General features: G+C 34.7%; 19 protein-coding genes. 13 read left to right on the top strand and 6 right to left on the bottom strand.

The window, feature by feature from the left end; translation table 11 throughout:
• Positions 1–6: 6 nt before the first annotated feature.
• The 4 genes from ACEN2N_RS06135 to ACEN2N_RS06120 form a co-directional block, all read right to left on the bottom strand.
• A complete protein-coding gene (locus tag ACEN2N_RS06135; protein WP_441823491.1) occupies positions 7–981 on the bottom strand; it encodes a carbon-nitrogen hydrolase family protein in 975 nt (324 codons plus the stop codon).
• Positions 982–1,118: 137 nt separating this feature from the next.
• Complete coding sequence (locus tag ACEN2N_RS06130; protein ID WP_441823490.1) at positions 1,119–2,249, bottom strand: ligand-binding sensor domain-containing protein; 1,131 nt, start codon at positions 2,247–2,249, stop codon at positions 1,119–1,121.
• A gap of 42 nt (positions 2,250–2,291) precedes the next feature.
• Positions 2,292–3,143 (bottom strand): hypothetical protein, encoded by an 852-nt coding sequence (locus ACEN2N_RS06125; protein WP_441823489.1) that lies wholly within the window; start codon positions 3,141–3,143, stop codon positions 2,292–2,294.
• 891 nt (positions 3,144–4,034) lie between these two features.
• Complete coding sequence (locus ACEN2N_RS06120; RefSeq protein ID WP_441823488.1) at positions 4,035–4,904, bottom strand: AraC family transcriptional regulator; 870 nt, start codon at positions 4,902–4,904, stop codon at positions 4,035–4,037.
• A gap of 171 nt (positions 4,905–5,075) precedes the next feature.
• Here ACEN2N_RS06120 and ACEN2N_RS06115 point away from each other — a divergent pair, with 171 nt between their 5' ends.
• From ACEN2N_RS06115 to ACEN2N_RS06070, 10 genes are all read left to right on the top strand, one after another.
• On the top strand, positions 5,076–8,567 hold the full coding sequence (locus tag ACEN2N_RS06115) for a PVC-type heme-binding CxxCH protein (protein WP_441823487.1): 3,492 nt from the start codon (positions 5,076–5,078) through the stop codon (positions 8,565–8,567).
• Between the two features lie 14 nt (positions 8,568–8,581).
• Entirely contained in the window at positions 8,582–9,442 is an 861-nt protein-coding gene (locus ACEN2N_RS06110; protein WP_441823486.1) for a sugar phosphate isomerase/epimerase family protein, read from the top strand.
• Positions 9,443–9,452: 10 nt separating this feature from the next.
• The gene (locus ACEN2N_RS06105; RefSeq protein ID WP_441823485.1) at positions 9,453–10,583 is read left to right on the top strand and encodes a Gfo/Idh/MocA family oxidoreductase; all 1,131 of its coding nucleotides are present in this window, start codon (positions 9,453–9,455) and stop codon (positions 10,581–10,583) included.
• A 193-nt stretch (positions 10,584–10,776) separates the two neighbouring features.
• Positions 10,777–12,099, top strand: a complete 1,323-nt coding sequence (locus ACEN2N_RS06100; RefSeq protein WP_441823484.1) for a 2TM domain-containing protein — start codon at positions 10,777–10,779, stop codon at positions 12,097–12,099.
• A 15-nt stretch (positions 12,100–12,114) separates the two neighbouring features.
• Positions 12,115–12,567 carry a pyridoxamine 5'-phosphate oxidase family protein gene (locus tag ACEN2N_RS06095; RefSeq protein WP_441823483.1) on the top strand — a complete coding sequence of 151 codons (453 nt, stop codon included), beginning with the start codon at positions 12,115–12,117 and terminating at the stop codon, positions 12,565–12,567.
• Between the two features lie 143 nt (positions 12,568–12,710).
• Entirely contained in the window at positions 12,711–12,995 is a 285-nt protein-coding gene (locus ACEN2N_RS06090; RefSeq protein WP_424000751.1) for a 2TM domain-containing protein, read from the top strand.
• Between the two features lie 18 nt (positions 12,996–13,013).
• The gene (locus ACEN2N_RS06085) at positions 13,014–13,304 is read left to right on the top strand and encodes a 2TM domain-containing protein (RefSeq protein ID WP_441823482.1); all 291 of its coding nucleotides are present in this window, start codon (positions 13,014–13,016) and stop codon (positions 13,302–13,304) included.
• Positions 13,295–13,633 (top strand): 2TM domain-containing protein, encoded by a 339-nt coding sequence (locus tag ACEN2N_RS06080; RefSeq protein ID WP_441823481.1) that lies wholly within the window; start codon positions 13,295–13,297, stop codon positions 13,631–13,633. The genes ACEN2N_RS06085 and ACEN2N_RS06080 overlap by 10 nt, the downstream gene beginning before the upstream one ends.
• A 1-nt stretch (position 13,634) precedes the next feature.
• Positions 13,635–14,000 (top strand): 2TM domain-containing protein, encoded by a 366-nt coding sequence (locus ACEN2N_RS06075; protein ID WP_441823480.1) that lies wholly within the window; start codon positions 13,635–13,637, stop codon positions 13,998–14,000.
• Between the two features lie 34 nt (positions 14,001–14,034).
• Positions 14,035–14,799 (top strand): LytR/AlgR family response regulator transcription factor, encoded by a 765-nt coding sequence (locus ACEN2N_RS06070; RefSeq protein WP_441823479.1) that lies wholly within the window; start codon positions 14,035–14,037, stop codon positions 14,797–14,799.
• 24 nt (positions 14,800–14,823) lie between these two features.
• Here ACEN2N_RS06070 and ACEN2N_RS06065 read toward each other — a convergent pair whose 3' ends face one another.
• Positions 14,824–16,029, bottom strand: coding sequence for an LETM1-related biofilm-associated protein (locus ACEN2N_RS06065; protein WP_441823478.1), 1,206 nt, complete (start codon positions 16,027–16,029; stop codon positions 14,824–14,826).
• Positions 16,030–16,231: 202 nt separating this feature from the next.
• On the opposite strand from ACEN2N_RS06065, the gene ACEN2N_RS06060 reads away from it, so the two are divergent.
• The 3 genes from ACEN2N_RS06060 (at position 16,232) to ACEN2N_RS06050 (ending at position 19,136) form a co-directional block, all read left to right on the top strand.
• On the top strand, positions 16,232–16,942 hold the full coding sequence (locus tag ACEN2N_RS06060; RefSeq protein WP_441823477.1) for a DUF4331 family protein: 711 nt from the start codon (positions 16,232–16,234) through the stop codon (positions 16,940–16,942).
• 21 nt (positions 16,943–16,963) lie between these two features.
• Entirely contained in the window at positions 16,964–17,725 is a 762-nt protein-coding gene (locus ACEN2N_RS06055; protein ID WP_441823555.1) for a DUF4331 family protein, read from the top strand.
• Positions 17,726–17,858: 133 nt separating this feature from the next.
• The gene (locus ACEN2N_RS06050; protein ID WP_441823476.1) at positions 17,859–19,136 is read left to right on the top strand and encodes a tetratricopeptide repeat protein; all 1,278 of its coding nucleotides are present in this window, start codon (positions 17,859–17,861) and stop codon (positions 19,134–19,136) included.
• 339 nt (positions 19,137–19,475) lie between these two features.
• Here the strand turns inward: ACEN2N_RS06050 and ACEN2N_RS06045 are convergent, their stop codons facing one another.
• Positions 19,476–21,719, bottom strand: a complete 2,244-nt coding sequence (locus tag ACEN2N_RS06045) for an efflux RND transporter permease subunit (protein WP_441823475.1) — start codon at positions 21,717–21,719, stop codon at positions 19,476–19,478.
• Positions 21,720–21,796 lie beyond the last annotated feature (77 nt).

The following is a 21,796-nucleotide window of genomic DNA, read 5'->3' as shown; positions in this document are numbered from 1 at the left end:
TCCATTTTAATCATTTATGTCAACAATTGATTGCCGTTCTCTATTAACGGTTAATTTCGTTACGTCTGGTCTAGAATAGTGCCCTACAGAATCAAAGTTTTGTCGTTCTTCAAGCACCCTGTTAAAATCAATAGTAGCAGTAATTAATCCTTCTTTATCAACAACAGGGGGCAAAATCCATTCTCCATCCGGGCCGGCAATACAAGAGCCTCCATTTGCTAACTTATCTGGGCAGTTTTCAAGAATAGTATCTAAGTGTGGTGTGTCTTTAGGGAAGTCGACTTTGCTCATTAAACTAGAAACCGAAACTACAAACGATCTAGATTCCCTCGCAATAAACCTTGTTATATCAGCTGTGTTGTAATCGGAACCAGGCCAAACGGCTATGTGCAAATCTTCTCCTAAACCATATAAAGCTGTACGTGGAAGAGGCATCCAGTTTTCCCAACAATTGAGTCCGCCAACAGTAAAGTTTTTCAATTCGTGAACCCTTAACCCATTACCATCACCAGGTGCCCAGGTTAACCGTTCTTCATAAGTAGGCTGCAATTTTCTATGAACAGATTTAATTTCGCCTTCACTATTTATGTAAATGAGCGAACAGTAAATACTGTGTCCGCCTCTATTTTTTGCACGTTCCATTAAGCCCAAGTAGATAGCAATTTTATGTTGCTTTGCAAGAGCACAAATGTCATCTAATTCTCCCGCTTCTATTTGAATGGAGTTTTTAATGTAATGTGCATGAATTTCTTTTTGCACTTTAGAATCAAATTTTGCACCATCGGTCATAGAAACCCAAAAAGGATAGCCAGGTAATAGAGCTTCACCAAAAACAACAAGCTCGCAATCATCTTCACCAGCTTTAATGATATAATCCTTGATCTTATCAATAGTCTTCTCTTTATTTAGCCAAATTGGTGAGATTTGAGCCATACCTATTTTAAGGTTATTTTGTTCTGGGGTATCTATTATTTTAGCCATTGCTGAATACTATTTTTATATTATAATTTAGAGGTTATTTTTTGTCAAGAGAATGCTGTTTATTAAAAATATGATAAAGATCAACTTTAATATGAAATATATAAATATCTGTTTTATAGTCTATTGTGGCTAATAATTTATTCTTTTAAAATTCCATTTTGGCTAACAGTATAAAAAGAAGTTCCGTCAAAACGGAACAGACCCATGTATCCACCTAGCCATATTCTCCCTTTATTATCTTCAAATATACATTGTATGGCACCACTTTTAAGTCCGTTGCTTTCACTGAAATTTGTGGCTGTTGTACCATTGTATCGGTAGACGCCAAAACTTTCGATTGGAAACCAAATTTGACCAGCTGTATCTTCAAATAAGCTCCATACTTCGGTACTATTTTCTCTTTCTTTTGTAGCAACTTTAGTGAAAGATTTTCCGTTCCAAATACAGACTCCTTCATAGTGAGTGGCAAACCAAATATTGCCATTTTTATCTTCTAAAATATCATTGATGGCGTTATTGCATAATCCGTCTTCTTCTGAAAGGTTGGATAGTGATTTTCCATCATAAAAATAAGCACCTGCATTAGTACCAAACCACATAGTACCTTTGCTGTCTTCCATTATACTGTGCACAATTTTAGCACTAGTAACACCTCTGTTATAATCTGGTGTTCCGTCTGGTAGTGAAAACAAAGAAAAGCTTTGACCATCAAATAAATTGATTCCTTCTAAAGTACCTATCCAAATAATGCCTTTTCTATCCATAAAAAGACTCCAAATATTATCATTATTCAGTCCGTCTTTTTCTGTGAAATTCACAAAAGAATTTCCATCGTATTTCGTTAATCCGCGTTCGGTACCGAACCAAATATTACCGTCATTATCTTCTATAATACCCCTAACGGCGACGCCACCAAAACCTTCATCGATAGAAAAATAGTCAAGGGATTTTCCATTATACCTTGCTACACCATCTCCGTTGGTGCCAAACCATAGATTGCCACTTTTATCTTGAAATATTCTACGAACAAATTCACTTATAGGGATATCAATTTTGGGTTGTAAAAAAGGACTTTTATGTTCATTTTTAAGCGGTTGTGTTTTTTGTAGCGGAATGTCTTTTAATGAAGTTGGTTGTTTATTTTCATCGGCATGTGGTATATATTCCTTTTTTTGTCCGTTACAAGAAATTATAAAGACTGAAAACAGGAGTAGGAGTAAAGACGATAAACAAGTAATGCCCTTATTGATATTTGTCGTCTTTTTCATTTATACTGTTTTTAAAATGTTTACCTGTTGGTATAATTGATTTTAGTCGTTGCCGTCAATGACCTTTAGTTTAGTATTTATTTGATTTTTAAAACGTTGAGCAAAAATATAATTAGGGTCTAATTGCAAGGCATTGTCAATATGAGATGTTGCTAACGACAAACTATCCATTTTTAAATAAATACTGCCGTACAGTACGTAGGGCTGTGGAATATTAGGATCATTAATTTGAGTGTTAAAATCATCTGCAATTGAAAGTGCTTTTTCAAAATTGCCTACATCTGATTCTAACGTAGCCGAATAACTAATAAAAAATGGAATTTTCTTCTGTTTAGTAGTCGTTAGATTATGTAGTGAATCTAATGCTATCTTTGGGCCATATATAGCATTTAAAACCTCTATATATTCTGCTTTTATATATGATTCATTAGGGTGCTTATGAATAAATGTTCGGTAGTTTTTTTCTGCTGTTGATAAGAAATTTGATAAAAAATCCTCATTTAATTTTATGTTTTGTCCGCGAGCATTAAATAGTTCTAGCGTAATCATGGTAACTTCTAAAATTAGTTGGTCGTCTTCACGAACCTTAATTTGAGAGTTATTTAAGTCGTTTAAAATTTCAATTCTTTCATTGAGATCTGTGGTATTTTTACCAACCAACGCCTTACCGACTATAAAAGTAGAATCGAAGGATACTGCATTTCTAAAAGCCTTATCAGATAATGTCCATTGACCATAGTCTAAAATCAATTCCCAACCTTTATTAAAATAGAAAATGGCAGAATCGTTTTTAGCGCCGTAAGTGTAAAAGGCTGGTTCTGCAGATGATTTATTTTGTTTTTGCTGACATGAAGTAAATAGTATAAAGACTATTAAATAAATTGGATACTTCATTGACATGGAAAATATGTTTATTCGAAAATATTGTTTTTAATTTCATTCGAGCCATTTCAAAACCTAAAATAAATTATAGAATCTGTTCGTGCTACAATATTAGAGAAAGTGTTAGGTCAACAAAAATTAAAATGGCGTATGCAAAAATGATTGTTGAAGAATTTGATATATAATCTGTTAATTATAAGCCTAATATCCATTAATGTTTCTTAATCAAATCTTCAAAACCCTCAATCAAATCGATTAACTTTTGCTTTTCCTCAAAACCAGGAGATTTTATATAGATATGCATTTTCGTTGCAAAACTGTTATAAATTGTATAATTTTTATTTTGAAATAAGTTAAAATGATACGCTCTCGCTCCGGAAATTGCTTGCTGCAAACCTTGATCTTCAAAAATTAGTTGCGCTTCATCGATTTTAAATTTTTCTTCGTTAATACACCTATTTAAAAATTCCCAATACTGTTGATACTTTTTTTTTAATTCTTACTCTTTTAATTTTAGGTTTTAATTCAGATTCATAAAGTTCAAAGATTTTATATAACTTAATTTGTCCGTTATTTAGATAAAGGATAAGGTTTGAATCTAGACCTTTTAACAGATTAGTAGAATAACCAAATTGAACGATTAAGGCATTTTCATCTTGTAACTTAAGCAATTCATTATATATGTGTTGTTCAGTGGATATATCTTCAAATTCAATATCCTTTATATGAGAGTTTTGAGAACAGATAATTATGGGGATTAATATAAAGAGGTATGTTAAGTTTTTTTTCAAGTTGTTTGCTAAAAATATCAAGGTAAGTTTATATTTATTTTAGCGGTAATTGAATGAATTCAGAAAAAGCATCTGAATTTTTTCCTAGAAGCGAAGATTGATTGAATATTTATTAATACACCTCATACTCCTTCTTATAACCTAAAGGCGTACGTTTTGTAATAAATTTAAACTGTTTGTTGAAGTTCGATAATGTTTGAAATCCACTTTCGTAACAAGCTTGCGATACATTCATTTTTTGTTCAATAAGCAGTTTACACGCATGACCTATACGTATTTCACTAACAAAATCTGAAAATGATTTATTCGCATGTTGCTTAAAATATCTGCTAAAAGAAGTGGGTGTCATGTTAGTCAAATTTGCCAAATCTGTTAGCGCCATCTTTCGTTTAAAATTTTTCATTACGTAAGCGTACACTTTAAACATACGTTCGGTATCGGCTTCTCTTAGTGTGTTCGTGTAACCAGGGCTTGCTAAAATTTGGTATTCTTTAGTGTTACTTATAAAATTTAGAATATTTAATAGGTGCAGTATGCCATCGAATCCGTCCATCGGTAGTAGTTCTAGCATTAATTTTTTTAAGGTTGTGGCAGACTGTTCAGTAAATTCCATACCTCTTAAACTTTTATGGAATACCTGTCGTAGACGAATGGCCTCATCGCTTTGTAAGAGGTTTTCTCCTAAAAAGTCTTCATGAAAATAAATAACAACTCCTTCAGACCAAGCAATATTCTTTTCTTGTTCTAGTTCATTTTCACTACGCCACATGTGAGGTAGATTTGGACCTGTAAATGTGATATCTCCTGTTTTATAAGGTTTTACACTATCACCTATAAAACGAGTGCCACTTCCTCTTAAAACCAAGAACAACTGATATTCAGAGTGAAAATGCCAATGTGGATCAAAAACAGGTTCACTCAACATTCGTGCTAAATAGGCACGTGTTTCAGGTATTGGTGATTTTTGAAGTGCAGATTTCATACGTTTTACAAGTCTTAATTATATTAGAAAAAGTATAGATTAGCTACTAATGTATCAAAAATTAGGACTAATAAATTTTTTAATGATAAAATACAGTCAGTATGTGATATGTAAGAGTATTTTCTAAGTTGCTATTATAAGTAATATTGAGAATATAAAACTTCGTGTACTATGAAAATCAATTTCGCAATACTCAAAATCATCTTATTATTACTTTTTATTGCAGCCTGTACTCCAACAAAAAAGGAACGATTAGATAATGAACCTCGCAGAATAGAATTATTGTTTCTTGGGCACGAACTTGAACATCATAATTCAAGGGCATATTTTCCTATTTTGGCATCTGCCTTAACAAAAGACGGTATCAATATTACCTATACAGAAAAACCATCTGATTTAAATGAGCAGAATCTAGAGTTGTATGACGGACTTATTATTTACGCAAATCACGAAGAAATAAACAAAAATGAAGAAAGGGCACTTTTAAATTTTGTAAAAGAGGGTAAAGCTTTTATTCCAATACACTCAGCAAGCTTCTGTTTCAAAAATTCACCAGAATATATCAATTTGGTAGGTGCACAATTTATGAGTCATGAAACAGGAACCTTCACTGCCGACATTGTAGATAAAGACCATGCTATTACTAAAAGTTTATCGCCATTCGAAGTATGGGATGAAACTTATGTACATGATAAAATTGCTGAAGATATACATGTTTTAATGGAACGTGTAGACGGTGAAAAAAGAGAACCTTGGACTTGGACAAAAGAACTAGGTGAAGGTAAAGTTTTCTATACTGCTTATGGTCATGATGAGCGTACGTGGGAAAATAAGGGCTTTCAAGAGTTAGTAAAATCAGGTATACTTTGGGCAGTAGATAATAAGGTAAAGAAAAACTGGGAAGCATTTATGAAAGATATGCCAGCCCTTAAATATGAGGAAAGAGCGAACATACCTAATTATGAAAAACGAGATCCCGCACCAAAATATCAATTACCGTTATCTCCAGAAGAATCAAAAAAATTAATACAAGTTCCCGCTGGTTTCGATGTGCAATTGTTTGCTTCTGAGCCAGATATCATTAACCCTATTGCCATGAACTGGGATGAAAAAGGTAGGCTTTGGGTTATAGAAACAGTTGACTACCCGAATACGGTACGTAATGATAATAGTATTGGCGATGATAAAGTAAAAATATTGGAGGATACAGATGGTGATGGAAAGGCAGATAAGGTAACCGTTTTTGCCGAAGAATTAAATATACCTACAAGTTTTGTTTTTTACGATGGTGGTATTGTGGTTTCACAAGCACCGCATTTTATATTTTTAAAAGACACCGATGGTGATGATAAGGCAGATGTAAAAGAAATATTAATTGATGGTTGGGGTACTTTTGATACACACGCTGGTCCTTCAAATTTGCAATATGGTATTGATAATAATTTATACGGTGTTGTTGGTTATTCGGGATTTGAGGGAAATGCATTTGGATATGATTTAAAATTCAATCAGAATGTATACCGTTTTAATCCGAAGAAAAAAACCTTTGAAGTATTGACCAATACAAGTAATAATACTTGGGGATTAGGTATTACAGAAGATAACTCCATATTCGCATCTACTGCAAACAATACACACAGTGTGTTTGTAGGCATACCGAATAAAAATCTTGAAGATGTAAAGGGAATAGGGGCAGATGGTAGTGCAAAAATAGATGGTCACTATTATATGCAACCAATAACCCCAAATGTAAGACAGGTAGATGTTTTCGGAGGATTCACAGCCGCTGCGGGTCATCATTTCTATACAGCTAGGGCTTTTCCAAGTACATACTGGAATAAAATTGCCTTTGTGTGTGAGCCTACTGGTGGTTTGGTACATCAAGCGAGAATAGTAAAAGAAGGGTCTGGATTTGCCGAGGAAGATGCAGGAAACTTATTTGCTTCGGCAGATGAATGGAGCTCTCCGGTAGAAGCAAAAACAGGTCCTGATGGTGCAGTTTGGGTAGCAGATTGGTACAATTTTATTATACAGCACAATCCTACACCTAATATTGACAGAGGCGGTTATGATGCTGAAAATGGAGAAGGCAATGCTTATGTGAATCCGCTTAGAGATAAAAGTCGCGGTAGAATTTGGCGAGTGGTTCCGAAGTATGATTATGAATATTCGCTCTTACAATTACCCAAAGAAGATCCTGTTGCATTAGTAGAAGCTTTAAGCAGTGATAATCAATTCTGGAGATTAACAGCACAACGCCTTTTAGTAGAAAGAGGAAATGTCGATGTTTTAGATGATCTGTACAAGTTGGTAAACTCAAAACAGGTCGATGAGAGCGGTTTGAACAATGCTGCTTTGCATGCCATTTGGACAATTTATGGTTTACATGCATTAGATTTTGATAGTAATACTCATAATTTAATTAAAGGAGCGCTATATCATAAAGCAGCAGGGGTTCGTAAGGCAGCCGTACAAATGTTACCAAGAAACGATGATACAGATGCAGCTTTGTTTAAGGCGAATATGATTAATGATAGGGATCCGGGTGTTCAGTTAGAAGCTTTATTATATTTCACAGAAAGACCATCATCTAAAAAAATTGGCGCTTTGTTATTTGAGTTAACAAGCAATGATAAAATCATGAACGATCCATGGTTGTATAAAGCTTTATACGCTAATTCAACCATACATATGAGTGGATTCTTAGAGGCATTCCATAAAGCGAATCCTGATTATGTAATACCATCCGAGGAAACTATGGACATGAGTACCAGTAATTATGATGATAGTAGTTGGGAAACTATGGAAATTCCGCAATATATTGAAGATGCTGGTTTAGATATGGACGGTATTATTTGGTTTAGGCGAGAAGTTACCATACCTGCAAATATGGTTAAGGGAACTACTTTGTCATTAGGTCCAATTGATGATTCTGATATAACGTATGTAAACGGAATAGAGGTGGGTAGTATGGCATCAAGCTTTAGCTCAAACAGAAATTATGAAATTCCGGATGGAGTATTGAAACCAGGAAAGAACACGATAGCGGTTAGGGTAGAGGATAATGGTAATGAAGGCGGTATATACGGTAATTTTTGGCAATTGTATTTACAATCTGGAGAATCAATGGTCAGAATTCATGGAACGTGGAAATATAAGGTAGAAAAAAGCTTTACAAATCAAGCAGAAAAATCTGCGACTATTTTTGATATGGTCAGGCTGTTAAACAAGTATTATGGAGGACAAGCTGATACTGGTAATGAGAATAATGTTGAGGAGATAAGCAATGCAAAAGTAGTCACTATTAAAACGATTACGAATGAAATGAAGTTCAATGTAACGCAATTTCAGGTAAAAGCAGGGGAGCAAGTAGAGCTTGTATTAGAGAATCCAGATTTTATGCAACACAATTTGGTAATCACTAAACCAGGTAAAAAAGAAGTTGTAGGTAAAGCAGCCGATAAAATGGCGGCGGATCCTAATGCAGCAACCCTTAATTACATACCACAAACGAGCGATGTGCTTTTTGCGACGCCAATATTAAATCCTGATCAAACATACTCCTTAAAATTTAAGGCACCTTCAACGCCAGGTGAATATCCCTTTATATGCACCTTTCCAGGGCATTGGAGAGTTATGCAAGGAGTAATGATAGTTAAATAATTAAGAGCACTTACATGAAAAATATAATTGATTTTGGAGTGAGTACTTGGTTATGGCAATCACCGTTTACCACAAAAAGTATAGATCTATTCCCAAAAATAAAAGCATTGGGTTATGACTTAGTTGAAATTCCTGTTGAAGATCCAATGTTGATTAATGCTAAAGAGGTTAAAAAAGCACTTAATGACAACGGATTAAAAGTATCGGTTTGTGGAGCTTTTGGTCCCACAAAAGATCTTACCCATGAAAATAAAGATATGCATAGACAGTGTTTTGAGTATTTAGCCCTTTGTTTTGATTTATGTAATGAGTTAGAAGTAAAATTTCTTGCAGGTCCAATGTATTCGGCAGTTGGTAAAGCCCGAATGGTATCATCAGAACAGCGAAAGATCGAGTGGAATTTAGCGGTATCTAATTTACAGAAAGTGTGTAATATGGCAAACGAACATCATCTGTCAATAGCACTAGAACCTTTAAATAGGTTTGAATCTGATATGGTCAATACCGCAGAAGATGTAATGCGTTTGGTAACAGATATCAATAATGAAGCAGCCAAAGTTTTATTAGATGGATTTCATATGACGATAGAAGAACAAAGCATTCGCAAAGCCATAAATACAGTAGGTGATAAATTAATACATGTTCAAGTGTCTGAAAACCATAGAGGTGTGCCCGGTACGGGACTCACCCCATGGAACGATTTTAAACTTGGCCTAGATGACATTAATTATCATGGTGGTTTGGTCATAGAAAGTTTTACACCAGAAATAAAAGAGTTGGCTGCTGCTGTGTGTATTTGGAAAACTATGGCGAAAAGCCAAGATGAATTTGCACAACAAGGATTACAATTTTTAAAACAAACATTTAACGGTTAAAAGCACTATAATGAGCGAAAAGAAAATTAAAATAGCCATTGTTGGCCTTGGCTTTGGAGCAGAATTTATACCTATTTACAAGAAGCATCCTAACGCTGAATTGGTTGCAGTATGTCAACGAAACGAGTCTAAATTAAATGAAATTGCCAATGCTTTTAATATACCTAAGAGATTTACTTCGTATGAAGAATTATTAAAGGATAATGATATAGATGCTGTACATATAAATACGCCAATACCAAATCACGGAGCGCAATCTATCATGGCATTAAAAGCAGGTAAACATGTAGCGTGTACCGTACCTATGGCGACTACGGTAGAAGAATGCAGACAAATTGTTGAACTTACTCAAAATACAGGTCTTACCTATATGATGATGGAAACCGTTGTGTATGCCAGAGAGTTTCTATACATGAAAGAGCTTTATGAAAAAGGCGAATTAGGAAAAGTACAGTTTTTAAAAGCAAGTCATCAACAAGATATGGATGGCTGGCCTAATTATTGGCCAGGACTGCCACCAATGCACTACGCTACCCACTGTGTTGCACCGGTTTTAGGACTGACCCGAAATGAGGCAGAATATGTTTCATGTTTTGGTTCAGGTACTATTCGAGAAGAACTGATTAAAGAATATAACTCCCCCTATGCAGTAGAGACTACACATATAAAATTTAGAAACTCAGACTTAAGCGCACAAGTGTATCGTTCGCTGTTTGATGTGGCACGGCAATACCGGGAAAGCTTTGAAGTATATGGTTCCAAAAAATCTATAGAATGGCCGCTAATCGAGGGGAAACCTTTGGTTGTACATACAGCTAAGAAACCAGAACCAGAAATTCCTGAAGAAGTTGTATGTCCCGATTTTGCCAAGTTACTGCCTAAAGAAATTCAGTCATTTACCACGCAGGGAGTTTATGACGAAGGTGATAATCAACATTTATCATTTACCCAAGGTGCAGGGCATGGCGGGTCGCACCCACATTTGGTGCATGCATTTATCGAAGGATTAATAAAAGGCATATCGCCATACCCTAATGCAAAACAATCGGCAAATATTACTTGTGTAGGTATTTTGTCTCATGAATCAGCAGAAAAGGGAGGAGAGATTATAAAACTGCCTGAGTTTACATTTGCAAATTAGAACTAAATCAACCTTTATATACCCACTTACAGTTCGGAAGTCTTAATCGACAATTCGGACTGTAATTTTTTTTGTTCATTAGAAAAGACGTCATGTTTGCTGTTAAATAGGGTAACTATAGAAAGAATTATAGTTCTAAAAGGAAATCCCTAATTTTAAAGAATTGAAAGCAGAACAGTAAAGCTTAAGGCGCATGGGTAGTTTTTTAAAGGTTTTAAGAGCAAGTATCATCATAACATTAGTTATGGTGATTCTTAATATACTGTTTTCTGATTTCGAGACTATAACCCTCTATAGAGTCTTAGAATTTGCGGGGATAAGCTTTATATATTCTTTCGTGCTTACATGTGTAAATGCCTACTACAACGACTTTATATCAAATATCTATAGCTGGGAAAAGCAGACGCAAAAACGGTTATGGTATGGGGCTATTGGCTCTGTTGTGTTAACTGTTATGGCTTTTGGTGTAGTAAGGTGGTTTATCGAGGTTGTAATGTTCGGCAATAGTTTTGAGCATTTTATAGCAAACGAAAAATTAGAATATTACATATCTGCTTTAGCCATTACGCTGGTGGTTTCGCTATTTTTACATGCATTTTACTTCTACAAAGCATTACAAGACACCAAGGTAAAAGAACAGAAAATTATAGCAGGTTCGGCATCTGCAAAGTTCGATGCTTTAAAAAACCAGTTAGATCCTCACTTTTTATTTAATAGTTTAAATGTACTGACCAGCCTTATTGAAGAAGACCCCATGCTGGCACAAAAGTTTACGACTTCGCTATCAAAAGTATATAGATATGTGTTAGAGCAGAAGAGCAAAAATCTTATTTCGGTAGATGAAGAACTAAAGTTTGCTAGAACTTATGTTCGGCTTTTAAAAATGCGTTTTGAAGATAGCATTGTATTTGAAATTCCGGATGCGGCTACCAATCCAGAAGCTAAAATAGTACCCTTATCGCTTCAATTATTATTAGAGAATGCGGTGAAGCATAATGTGGTAACGTCCTCAAAACCATTACATATAAGAATTTATGAAGAAGATGACTATTTATATGTCGTTAATAATCTTCAAGAAAAACAGGTGGTTAAAAAGAGTAGTGGAGTTGGTCTGCAGAATATACGTCAGCGTTATGCCATTCTCACGAAAAAGGAAATGCAAATCTTTAAAACAAATAAGGAATTTAAAGTGCGCCTACCAATGTTAATGAACGAAATTTCGTTTAGAGAAACACAAGATTCTCACATAAGTGCCAAGCGCTACGAGAAGGCTAGAGAGCGTGTAGAGCAAATTAAAGGCTTTTATGGCAACCTAACCTCATATTGTATTGTAATACCCGTACTTGCGTTTATAAATTATAGAACCACCAGTTTTGTTTGGGTCATTTTCCCTGCCATTGGCTGGGGTATTGGTTTACTTGGTCATGGTTTAAAGGCATATGGATTAAACCCTTTATTCGGTAAGGGATGGGAAGAGAAAAAGATTAAAGAATTTATGGAGCGAGATAATTTCTAGAAGTATTTTAAATATATGATGCAGCTAAAGGAAGAAATAAAAGTAGCAATAGGCGATTGTGTTTTATGTTGGTTTGCAACATCATCTGCAGATAACATACCCAATGTATCACCAAAAGAGATATTTTGTTTTTTTGAAGGTTATATAATTATCGCCAATATAGCATCTCCACAAACGGTTAAAAATATACGGGCTAATAAAAACGTCTGTTTAAGTTTTATAGATATTCTAAAACAAAAGGGTTTCCAGTTAAAAGGTATTGCCGAGATTATTGAGAAACCATCTAAAGATTTCTCAAGAATGGAAAAAGTACTTCTACACCTTACTGAAGGCAATTTTCCGTTTACTACCATTACAAAGATTACGATTACTAGTTCAAAACCTATTATAGCGCCTAAATACCTGCTGTATCCTCATACGACAGAGCAAGAACAAATTGATAGTGCTAAGAAGTCATATGGTTTTTAAAGAGATTTTACACCTATACATATCACATTCTACAATTCAGTCATTAAAAATTACAACTGGGTATTTCATTTTTTTTAAACCTGGGTTATCTGCCGAAATTTGAAGTATAGTAATCAAATAGCAATAACCTAAAACATAAAATTATGGAAACTGATTTCACAAACGACACTAATTATAAGTATCAAAAGGCAAAGGACAAAGTAGAAGCTATAAAGGGTTTTTATGGCAATTTATTGGCATACTGTATCGTAATTCCGATTTTGGCATATATCAATTATTCAACGACTAGTTTTCCTTGGGCCATATTTCCGGCATTGGGTTGGGGATTCGGATTGGTAATGAACGGACTTTATGCCTACGGATACAATCCTTTATTCGGTAAAAATTGGGAAGAGAGAAAGATAAAAGAATTCATGCAAGAATCATAACCTAATAAATTGAAGATCATGGAAAACACAAAATATCAAAAAGCAAAGTTAAGAGTAGAAGAAATCAAAACATTTTATGGCAAAGTAGCCTCGGCTGTCGTGACCATAATACTCGTAGCCGCTTTAAATTATTATTTAAACGAATGGAGATATGCCTGGTTTCTTTGGGTAATATTCGGATTAAGCATTAGCCTGTTTTTTAAAGCAAATAAAATCTTTAACTTGAATCCGTTTATGAATCGCGATTGGGAAGAAAGAAAGTTACAAGAGTTTTTACAACAAGAAGAAAATAAGCAAAGATGGAACTAAACGAATTTGAACAAACAGATAAATTAGCGAGAGCCCAAAAGAAGGTGAAAGAATTGAAAGGCTTTTATATCCACTTACTTGTATATGTACTTGTAAATCTATTTCTTATGACCGTTACAATAATGGGTATAATGTCTAGCGGAGCTTCATTTTCAGAGGCACTATTTAACTTCGGCACATTGTCTACCCCGTTTTTCTGGGGAATTGGTTTGGCATTTCATGCAGCTAAAGTATTTGGGTATAGTCCTTTTTTTAGTAAAGATTGGGAACAGCGCCAGATCAGTAAGTATGTAGAGCAAGATAAAAAGGATGCCGAAAAATTTAGATAATATGAATACTGAACGCACAAACGATAATTTCGACAATGAAGAATACAATAGGTTGTCTAAATATGAGAGAGCAAAAACAAAAGTGGCCAGTATAAAGCGTTTTTATAATCACGTACTAGTCTTTCTACTGATAAATATCATCTTGTACTTCTTAAGACATAAGTTCGTTTTCATTTTGGTAAATAAAGACGCATTCGGTAATCCTGATTTTTTAGATTGGATAAATTGGAATATTTACGGTACCACAATTGTTTGGGGATTCATTCTTGCGATTCATGCACTTATTGTTTTTGGAAATATTTCATGGTACATGAAGAGATGGGAAGAGCGTCAAATTCAGAAACACATAAACTCATATAACGACTAAAGTATACAATTCTATTAAACCATAAAACCAGACCATGAAGACCATTATAATCGAAGATGAAAAACCGGCAGCACGAAGGCTGGGTAGAATGTTAGAAAGTTTAGATTTAACCGTTACGACAATGCTACATTCGGTAGAAGAGGCAATCAATTGGTTTCAAAAAAATGAGCATCCCGATTTAATATTCTTGGATATTCAATTATCTGACGGACTCTCATTCGAGATTTTTGATGTAATCGAAGTACACAGTGCCATTATATTCACAACTGCTTTTGATGAGTACGCGCTTAAAGCTTTTAAACTGAACAGTATCGATTATATTCTAAAACCGATAGACGATGAAGATTTGGAGCAAGCCGTTACTAAATATAGAAAGCTATTTAAATCTGCGAGCGAGCCAAGTAAGATTGCTTTAGATTTTGACGATATTAAAAAGCTATTGGTGAATCCGCTTGAGCGAGAATATAAAAAACGTTTTACAGCAAAGGTCGGTCAGCATTTAAAAATTATCAACGCAGAAGATGTAGAATGCTTTTATAGCGAAAACAAAGGTACCTATGCAGCTACTAAAGACGGTCGTAATTATTTACTCGATACAACACTAGAGCAGCTAGAAGAGGAATTAAAACCACAGGTGTTTTTTAGGGTCAGCAGAAAGTTCTTTGTGAATATTGATCACATAAAAGATATTATTTCGTACACGAATTCGAGATTACAGATCAAGCTCAAGAACAATGCGGATAACGAAATAATTGTAAGTCGAGAAAAGGTAAAAGACTTTAAGCTTTGGTTAGAGTAGTAAAATTAATGTATTGAAAATAAGTTATTTACGATATAAATCTTCTTCCTCGTCAATTCTATTTTCATCAAATGCCGATGGCAATAACTTCGGGATCAACTTAATAAATATAGGAAGCAAAATTGCACCACCTGGCAGAATAAATATTGCTAAAGAAGGGATGCTTTTAAAAATATCTAAAAGTTGATTTTGAACCTTCTTCTTTTCTTCATTATTTAAATCTCTCATAGTAGATTTAGATAATAATGCAACCAATTCGGCACTTTGAGAGAGCTCTTTATGTAATCTTTTACTATTACGTAGAATCAGTTTCTTAACAATCTTACCCATACTATCGTAAAACTGTTTTGCCAAATTCTTTTCCTTCAAATAAGGTATAACATCCATATTCAATTTAAAAAACTGCGTAACATCTGTTATAGATGTTGATATGATGGTTTTTTCAAAACCTAGATCTTTACCTATTCCGAATATGAAATCAGACTCGGTATAATCTAAAGAATGGTCTTCCCATACTGTAAGGCATGCCATATCTAGTAAATATCGGTTCTCCCAGTTTTCTTTGTTGTTCAATAGTCTCTCGCGATAAGAACCATCAAAACTGTTTTCAGCACAACTAATATAGGTTAACGAAGATGCTAGCAATTGAGAAAGTTTGTTGTCTTTTCTATCTATCTCTTTTGAGCTTAGCGCATGGTAGGCAATGTTAATAGCTAAATATTCAATTTCCTCAGCCTTTTCTTTTAAAGCGGTATGGTTATTTAAAAAGTGCTTAAAAAGCAATACGTCTATAAATAGTAGCGAATTGGTAATAAGGCTATTAAAAGTCTTACTTATAATATTGTCTTCGATATAAATTCTCGAAGTCATTAATTTTTCAAGCTTCGCAGATGTTTTGTTTCCGGTAAACCATTTATCAAAAAAGCCAGATCGGCTTATATTCAATATTCCGTAGAACTCAAAAACCCGTTCTATAAAGGTGTTATAATCATTACCACCTTTTATACGGTAGGTGAAGTACAGTGCGTGTAGTAAATTAATTTTTGCTTTCTCGTCTTCAGATAGGCTATGCTCTAATTCAATAAATTCTGGAATACTAGAATTTAACCCATATACGAATCCGCTTATTTTAAGCGTACCATATAAAGCTTCAAAATTGGGGAAAGCATCTTGGTGTTTTTGAACAACCGAACCATATTTCTCGATCCAACCAGAGGAAGACGGGTTCATATCTTAATTATTTAAAGGTGCGAAGTTAGCTAATTATTAGTTTACACATATTTATAAATAGTTACTTCTACACTATATAAAGGTTTTTTTAGTAGTTCTGATTTTGGGTTTCAAATTTATTTTTAATTTTTTTTAAGAAAAAAATGAACCTTTCATTTTTAGTCTCGTAAGTAGTGGTGATTCTAATCTAAAAAAAAAGATAATGAAAAAATCAAAATTGTTTATGGGACTTGGGGCACTAGCCTTAGTAGGAGTTCTTTTAGTAGCGGCAGATCATATCGATGCGCCTGACACGATGGGAACCACGGCAGATATTGCCGATTTTTATGCATTTGAACCAACATTGGGTTCAGACAACACCGTTTTTGCGGTAGACCTCCAATCTAATGTATTGCCAGATTTGGCTTATGGTACATTTGATGAAAATGTATTACTAGAAATTAATATCGATACCGATAATGATTTGGTAGAAGATTTAGTAATACAAGCAATACCAAGAGATGGTAAAATGTATTTCTTTGGTCCGGTTGTACCAAGCGAAACAGGTTTGAATGGTTCAATAATGGTTGATGCACCACTAGGTTCGGTAACTATTTCTGATGCCACTGCAATTGTAGAGACTACGGCTAACGGAGTTTCTTTATTCGCAGGTCCGAGACAAGATGCTTTCTTCTTTGACTTTTTTCAATTCAACGCGGTCATCGGTGGTGAAGCTCCTTTAGGTTTTAAACCAGCAGGTGATCCAAATACGACAGACGATGATGACACTACTGCGGTAGATACTTTTGATGGTGCTAATACCATGTCTATTGTTATTGAACTTCCAAACAGTCTTTTGGGTACTACAACAGGTCAAAATGCACTTGGTTTAGAAGTGTACAAAACATGGGTAACTACAAACGCAAAACAATAATAACCTCTTAAAAATATAATGATGAAATATAAAAATATAAAATATACGTTTTTGTCTCTTTTGGCAGTAGCAGCATTAGCTTCTTGTAGCGATGATGATGACAATACACCAGTAGTAATAACCCCAACATGTGATGATGGTGTTATGAACGGCGATGAAACAGGAGTTGATTGTGGCGGTACTTGTACACCATGTGAAGAGGCAATGGCGCCAGATTTTACAGGAACGTACGCACAAGTTGATTTTATGGGAAGACCAGGTATAAATACCGTATTAAGTGCAGATGGTCCTATCAAAAATGCTCATAACACGTCCATACCTTCAGAAATGGCAGCAACTTTTCAAGCTGGTTTTGAAGCAAGATTAGAAGCATATCATGATGTGTATGCAAATATTTTAGGTGCTGACCCAGCTGCGGTAAACTATGAAAACAATATTCTTGGTTTAGATGCACCTACCTTAACAGGTTATTTAGCTGCCGATGTTTTAGAGGTTGCACCGAACTTGCCAACAACATATTTTAACCCAGGCACAGATTTCGATAACGATGGTAGAATTTTGGTTCCAGATGGTGATGAAGTTGCTTTGACAGGCAGAACTCCACAAGATGATGTTATTGATGTTTCATTGATATTATTGTTCGGTGGTATGGAAGGTGATCGTTTTAGCGGTCAAGATACTGATGGCGATGGTATGGCAGATTTACCAAGATTAACTTCAGATGGCGTTGGGCAAACCGCTACTGTTGGTACTACGTTCCCATACTTGGGAGCACCTGAATAAAAAGTTGCCTTCACCTTATCTATTTATAGTGGTAGATAAGACTGGCACAACCCTAAATTGTTTATGAAAGAGAAGGGAAAGGGGAGTTGAAAAACTCCCCTTATTTTAAACGATCCACAAAAAAAACAACCTTATGAAACTAATACAGCTTTTAATAGTAATGATACTGGTATCATCATGTGGTACCAAAAATCAGGACGCAATTGCACATAAAAAAGATTACGACAAATTTTTAGTTTCCAACGAGATTAAAACCACATCAAAGTATTTTGACCTTTGGAATTCTAAAATCAGACCAGATAGCATGCAACTTACCAGTTTTGGTGTTGTAGGCGGTGAGTACAATAGGTACTTTCAGCAAACCGGCGATATTGAATTTTTAAAGAAAGCAGAAAAGAGTTTAAAAAAGGCAGTTGATATTGCAAATATCGGGAAGCCTGGTTTTTATAGATCTCTAGCTAGAAATTATATTTCTCAACATCGCTTTAAAGAAGCATTGCAATTAGCAGATTCAGCAGCGACTATTGGCGGAGATAAAAATGAAATACATAGCTTGTATTTCGATTTGCATATGGAGCTAGGTAATTACACTTTAGCAGAGCAGTATTTAGATAGCTTAAAAAATATGTCTGATTTCGGCTATATGATTCGCATTGCAAAATGGAACGATTATAAAGGAGATTTAGATACGACCATAAATTTTATGGAAAAGGCAAGAACAAAAGCCGAATTATCTAAAAACAAAGATTTAATGCTGTGGAGTTATACCAATTTAGGAGATTATTATGGTCATGCCGGTAGAATTCAAGATTCTTACAGCCACTATATAAAGGCATTAGAAATCGATCCTAATAATGCATATGCTAAAAAAGGAATCGCATGGATTGTTTTTTCTAACGATAAGAACGGGGTCGAAGCAATTCGAATTTTAGACTCGGTGACCAAAACCTACAACGCTCCAGATTATTTCTTGTTAAAGGCTGAAATTGCTGACTACATGGGCGATGACATGGTAAGAACTAAAAATTTAGACGAGTATTTTACCCGTGTAAAGAATGGAGCTTATGGTGATATGTACAATGCATATAATCTTGGGTTGTATATAGGGGAGACCAAACAATATGATAGTGCTTTATTATTGGCACAGCGCGAAGTAGCTAATAGACCAACGCCAGAATCGTACAGCTGGTTAGGGTATAGTCTACTAAAAAATGGAGATAAAGAAAAAGCAATGAATATTATGGACACCTATGTGTATGGTAAAACTTTCGAGCCTGCTTTACTTTTTCAAGCTGCAGAGGTATATAAGGCAAATGGTAAAAATGACAGAGTTAAAGAATTAAAAGAAGAATTAATAGGGGCTATTTATGAATTAGGCCCTAGTATGGAAAAGCAAGTCCATGATCTGTAATTGATTGCCCAATTATTTTCATTTCTGGTTTGTTTTAGGTTGGATTGTTTTTTTCAACGCCCGATGTAAAGTCGTGGCGTTGTTTTTATTACGCATTTCATCGAAAATTTAGTTTTTTTTAACAGGCGGATAGATGAAATGTATATATTTATCGACCAAATACATTTAAAATGCCCCAGCATCTTAAATAATGAACTAAAAGTAACCACGTAAACCAAACAGTATTATGGAATATCTACTCTTTACATTATGGATAAGTTTAATGATTTTAATGGTTGGCAAAATGATATTTGCTTATAAGTCTTTACAGAAAACATTAGACCGTACCAAAAGCTCTATCTAAATCAGTTTTCTAAGTAACACAGGCAGTAATAACAAGTCTAATATTAAGGCTGTTACCAATGTTACACTTATAATCAATCCTATAGTCACGCTAGGTTGATGAATAGAAAATAACATCACCATAAATCCGAAGAAAAGAATAATGGTCGTAATGACCAATGCTCTACCTGTTTGCGCAAAAGTCTTTTCGAGAGCAGCCTCTTTATCCAATCCTTGGCTAATCCCTAATTTATATTTCCCCAAAAAGTGAATGGTGTCATCAACGGCAATACCGAACACGATGGCAAAAACTACAGAGAGTGAAGCTTCAAGTGGTATCCCTAAAAAGCCTAACATGCCACCGGCAAATAATATAGGTAATACATTCGGTACCAACGAAATCAGAAATATTTTAATATCCCGAAACACAAAAGCCATAATAACTCCGATCAGAAGTAATCCGTAAAGCAATCCCTCTAATAAACTGCTTCTAATATATTCAGAGTTTTTATCGAGCAAAATGCTCTTGCCCGTCACTTTAATAGAAACAAGAGAAGTGTCTAATTGCGTTTTTGCAAACTTATCTATATCGCTATAAACCACTTTAAGCTTATCGGTACCAATATCTTGCAGTCTGCCATTAATACGGGCAATACTTTCATCTGCATTTATAAACTTAGACAGTTGTTTACGACCTAGTTTTCGGGCATCTTTTTGATACTTTAAAAACGTTTCTTCATCGCCAGGTAAGGTGAAATATGCGGCGCTATTCAAATTGTTCGCTTTATTGAAAATCTTATAGGGCAGGTTGGCAGATTGTACATTGCCAATACTTTTAAAGGTTTTTAGATAGGTAAGTAATTTTTCAATTTCTTGGGCAACTTTAAAATCGGTCACCTTATTACCCTCAGTACTCATCACGGCAATTTCTAAAGGCCTAAATCCCGAAAAATTACCCTGAAAATAATCGAAATCTTGTGCTATTTTACTTTCAGCAGGTAGCGTATTCTTTAATTCTTGATTGGTCTGTACCATGTAGATACCCAAAACACAAAGTGCTGTAAAAATAACTGTTCCCATGATTATGGACTTAGGATAGTTTTTAGTGAACGTGTTTATTTTTAAGAGGTATTTTACCCAATTCTCAGAAATACTTCTGCGACCGATCAATGATTTTTCTGGCAGACTTATCAATAGAGAACCTGTCAAGAAAATAACCGTTATGTAAGCAACAAGCACGCCTATAGCAGCATTTATACCGAATTCTTGAATACTAACCAACCGAGACGAAAGTAAGGTAACAAAACCAACAGCTGTGGTAATCGAGGTAAGTAGAGTCGTCATACCAACTTCTCTAAGCGATGAATTAATCGCTTTATACCTTGGTATACCTGTTTGCAGTTTTCTTATATAACTATCGGTTAGGTGTATAACATCAGAAGTACCGACTATGAGCATAAGCACGGGGTAAAAAGCCGCCATGGCGTTGAGTTCTTTGCCTAACCAACCCAATAGCCCCATAAATAGTAAAAGTGACATGGCTATAGAGAAAACCGATATGAAAACAACCGGCAAACTTCGGTAAACCAATAACAGAATTATAAACACAAGAATAGAAGCTGCAATAGTGGTTTTAAGTACTTCGCTCCTTTGCATTTCAACAATCGCTTCGTAGAAAAAAGCCCTGCCTAAAATATGAAAATCGGGTAAATTATGTTCTTTTAAAGAAGCTCTAATACTATTCAAAAGAATCTTAGACTGCTTGTAATCTAAATTGTCTTCGGTCTGTAAAGCCAACACCAAAGAGTTTCTCTCTACATCAATTAGTACATTGGTAAAAAGGGAGTCTTCTTGAATTTTCACCCAATCTTTTTGGTACTGCGAAGGGTCATCAATATGAATAATAGGTAAAGTGGTATAACCAAAAGTGGTTTTAAGCGGGTATGATAAAGAGGTTAGCGAACTACTTTCTAATACATATTCGAAAGCTTTACTCTCTTCTGAAAAAGCTGAAAATCTTTTTAAAAAATCTTGTTGAAAAACATTTGGGTCATTCTTTACGGCAATCAGTAAAAAATTATCGTCGGTCCCAAACTCTTCAACATATTTGTCATAAAAGGCTAGATCAGGATCTTCTTCAGGGAAAAACTGACTGAAATCGAAAGAAAACCGTAGCTCATCCAACTTAGAAGCAGCTAATACGCCTAAAAGGACAAACAGAACAATGAAAAGCTTTTTAAGAAAGCCAAAGTTAACCTTCATAGAATATATAAAATCTATTTCGGTTACAAATTTACCACTCTACATTGTAATCGTGGTAAAAAGAAACAATTAAGAGC

It is taken from the genome of Maribacter spongiicola, from assembly GCF_052119685.1.
Classification (GTDB): Bacteria; Bacteroidota; Bacteroidia; order Flavobacteriales; family Flavobacteriaceae; genus Maribacter; species Maribacter spongiicola_A.
Note: the sequence above shows the minus strand (reverse complement) of the source record. Positions and strands in the feature narration are given on the sequence as shown.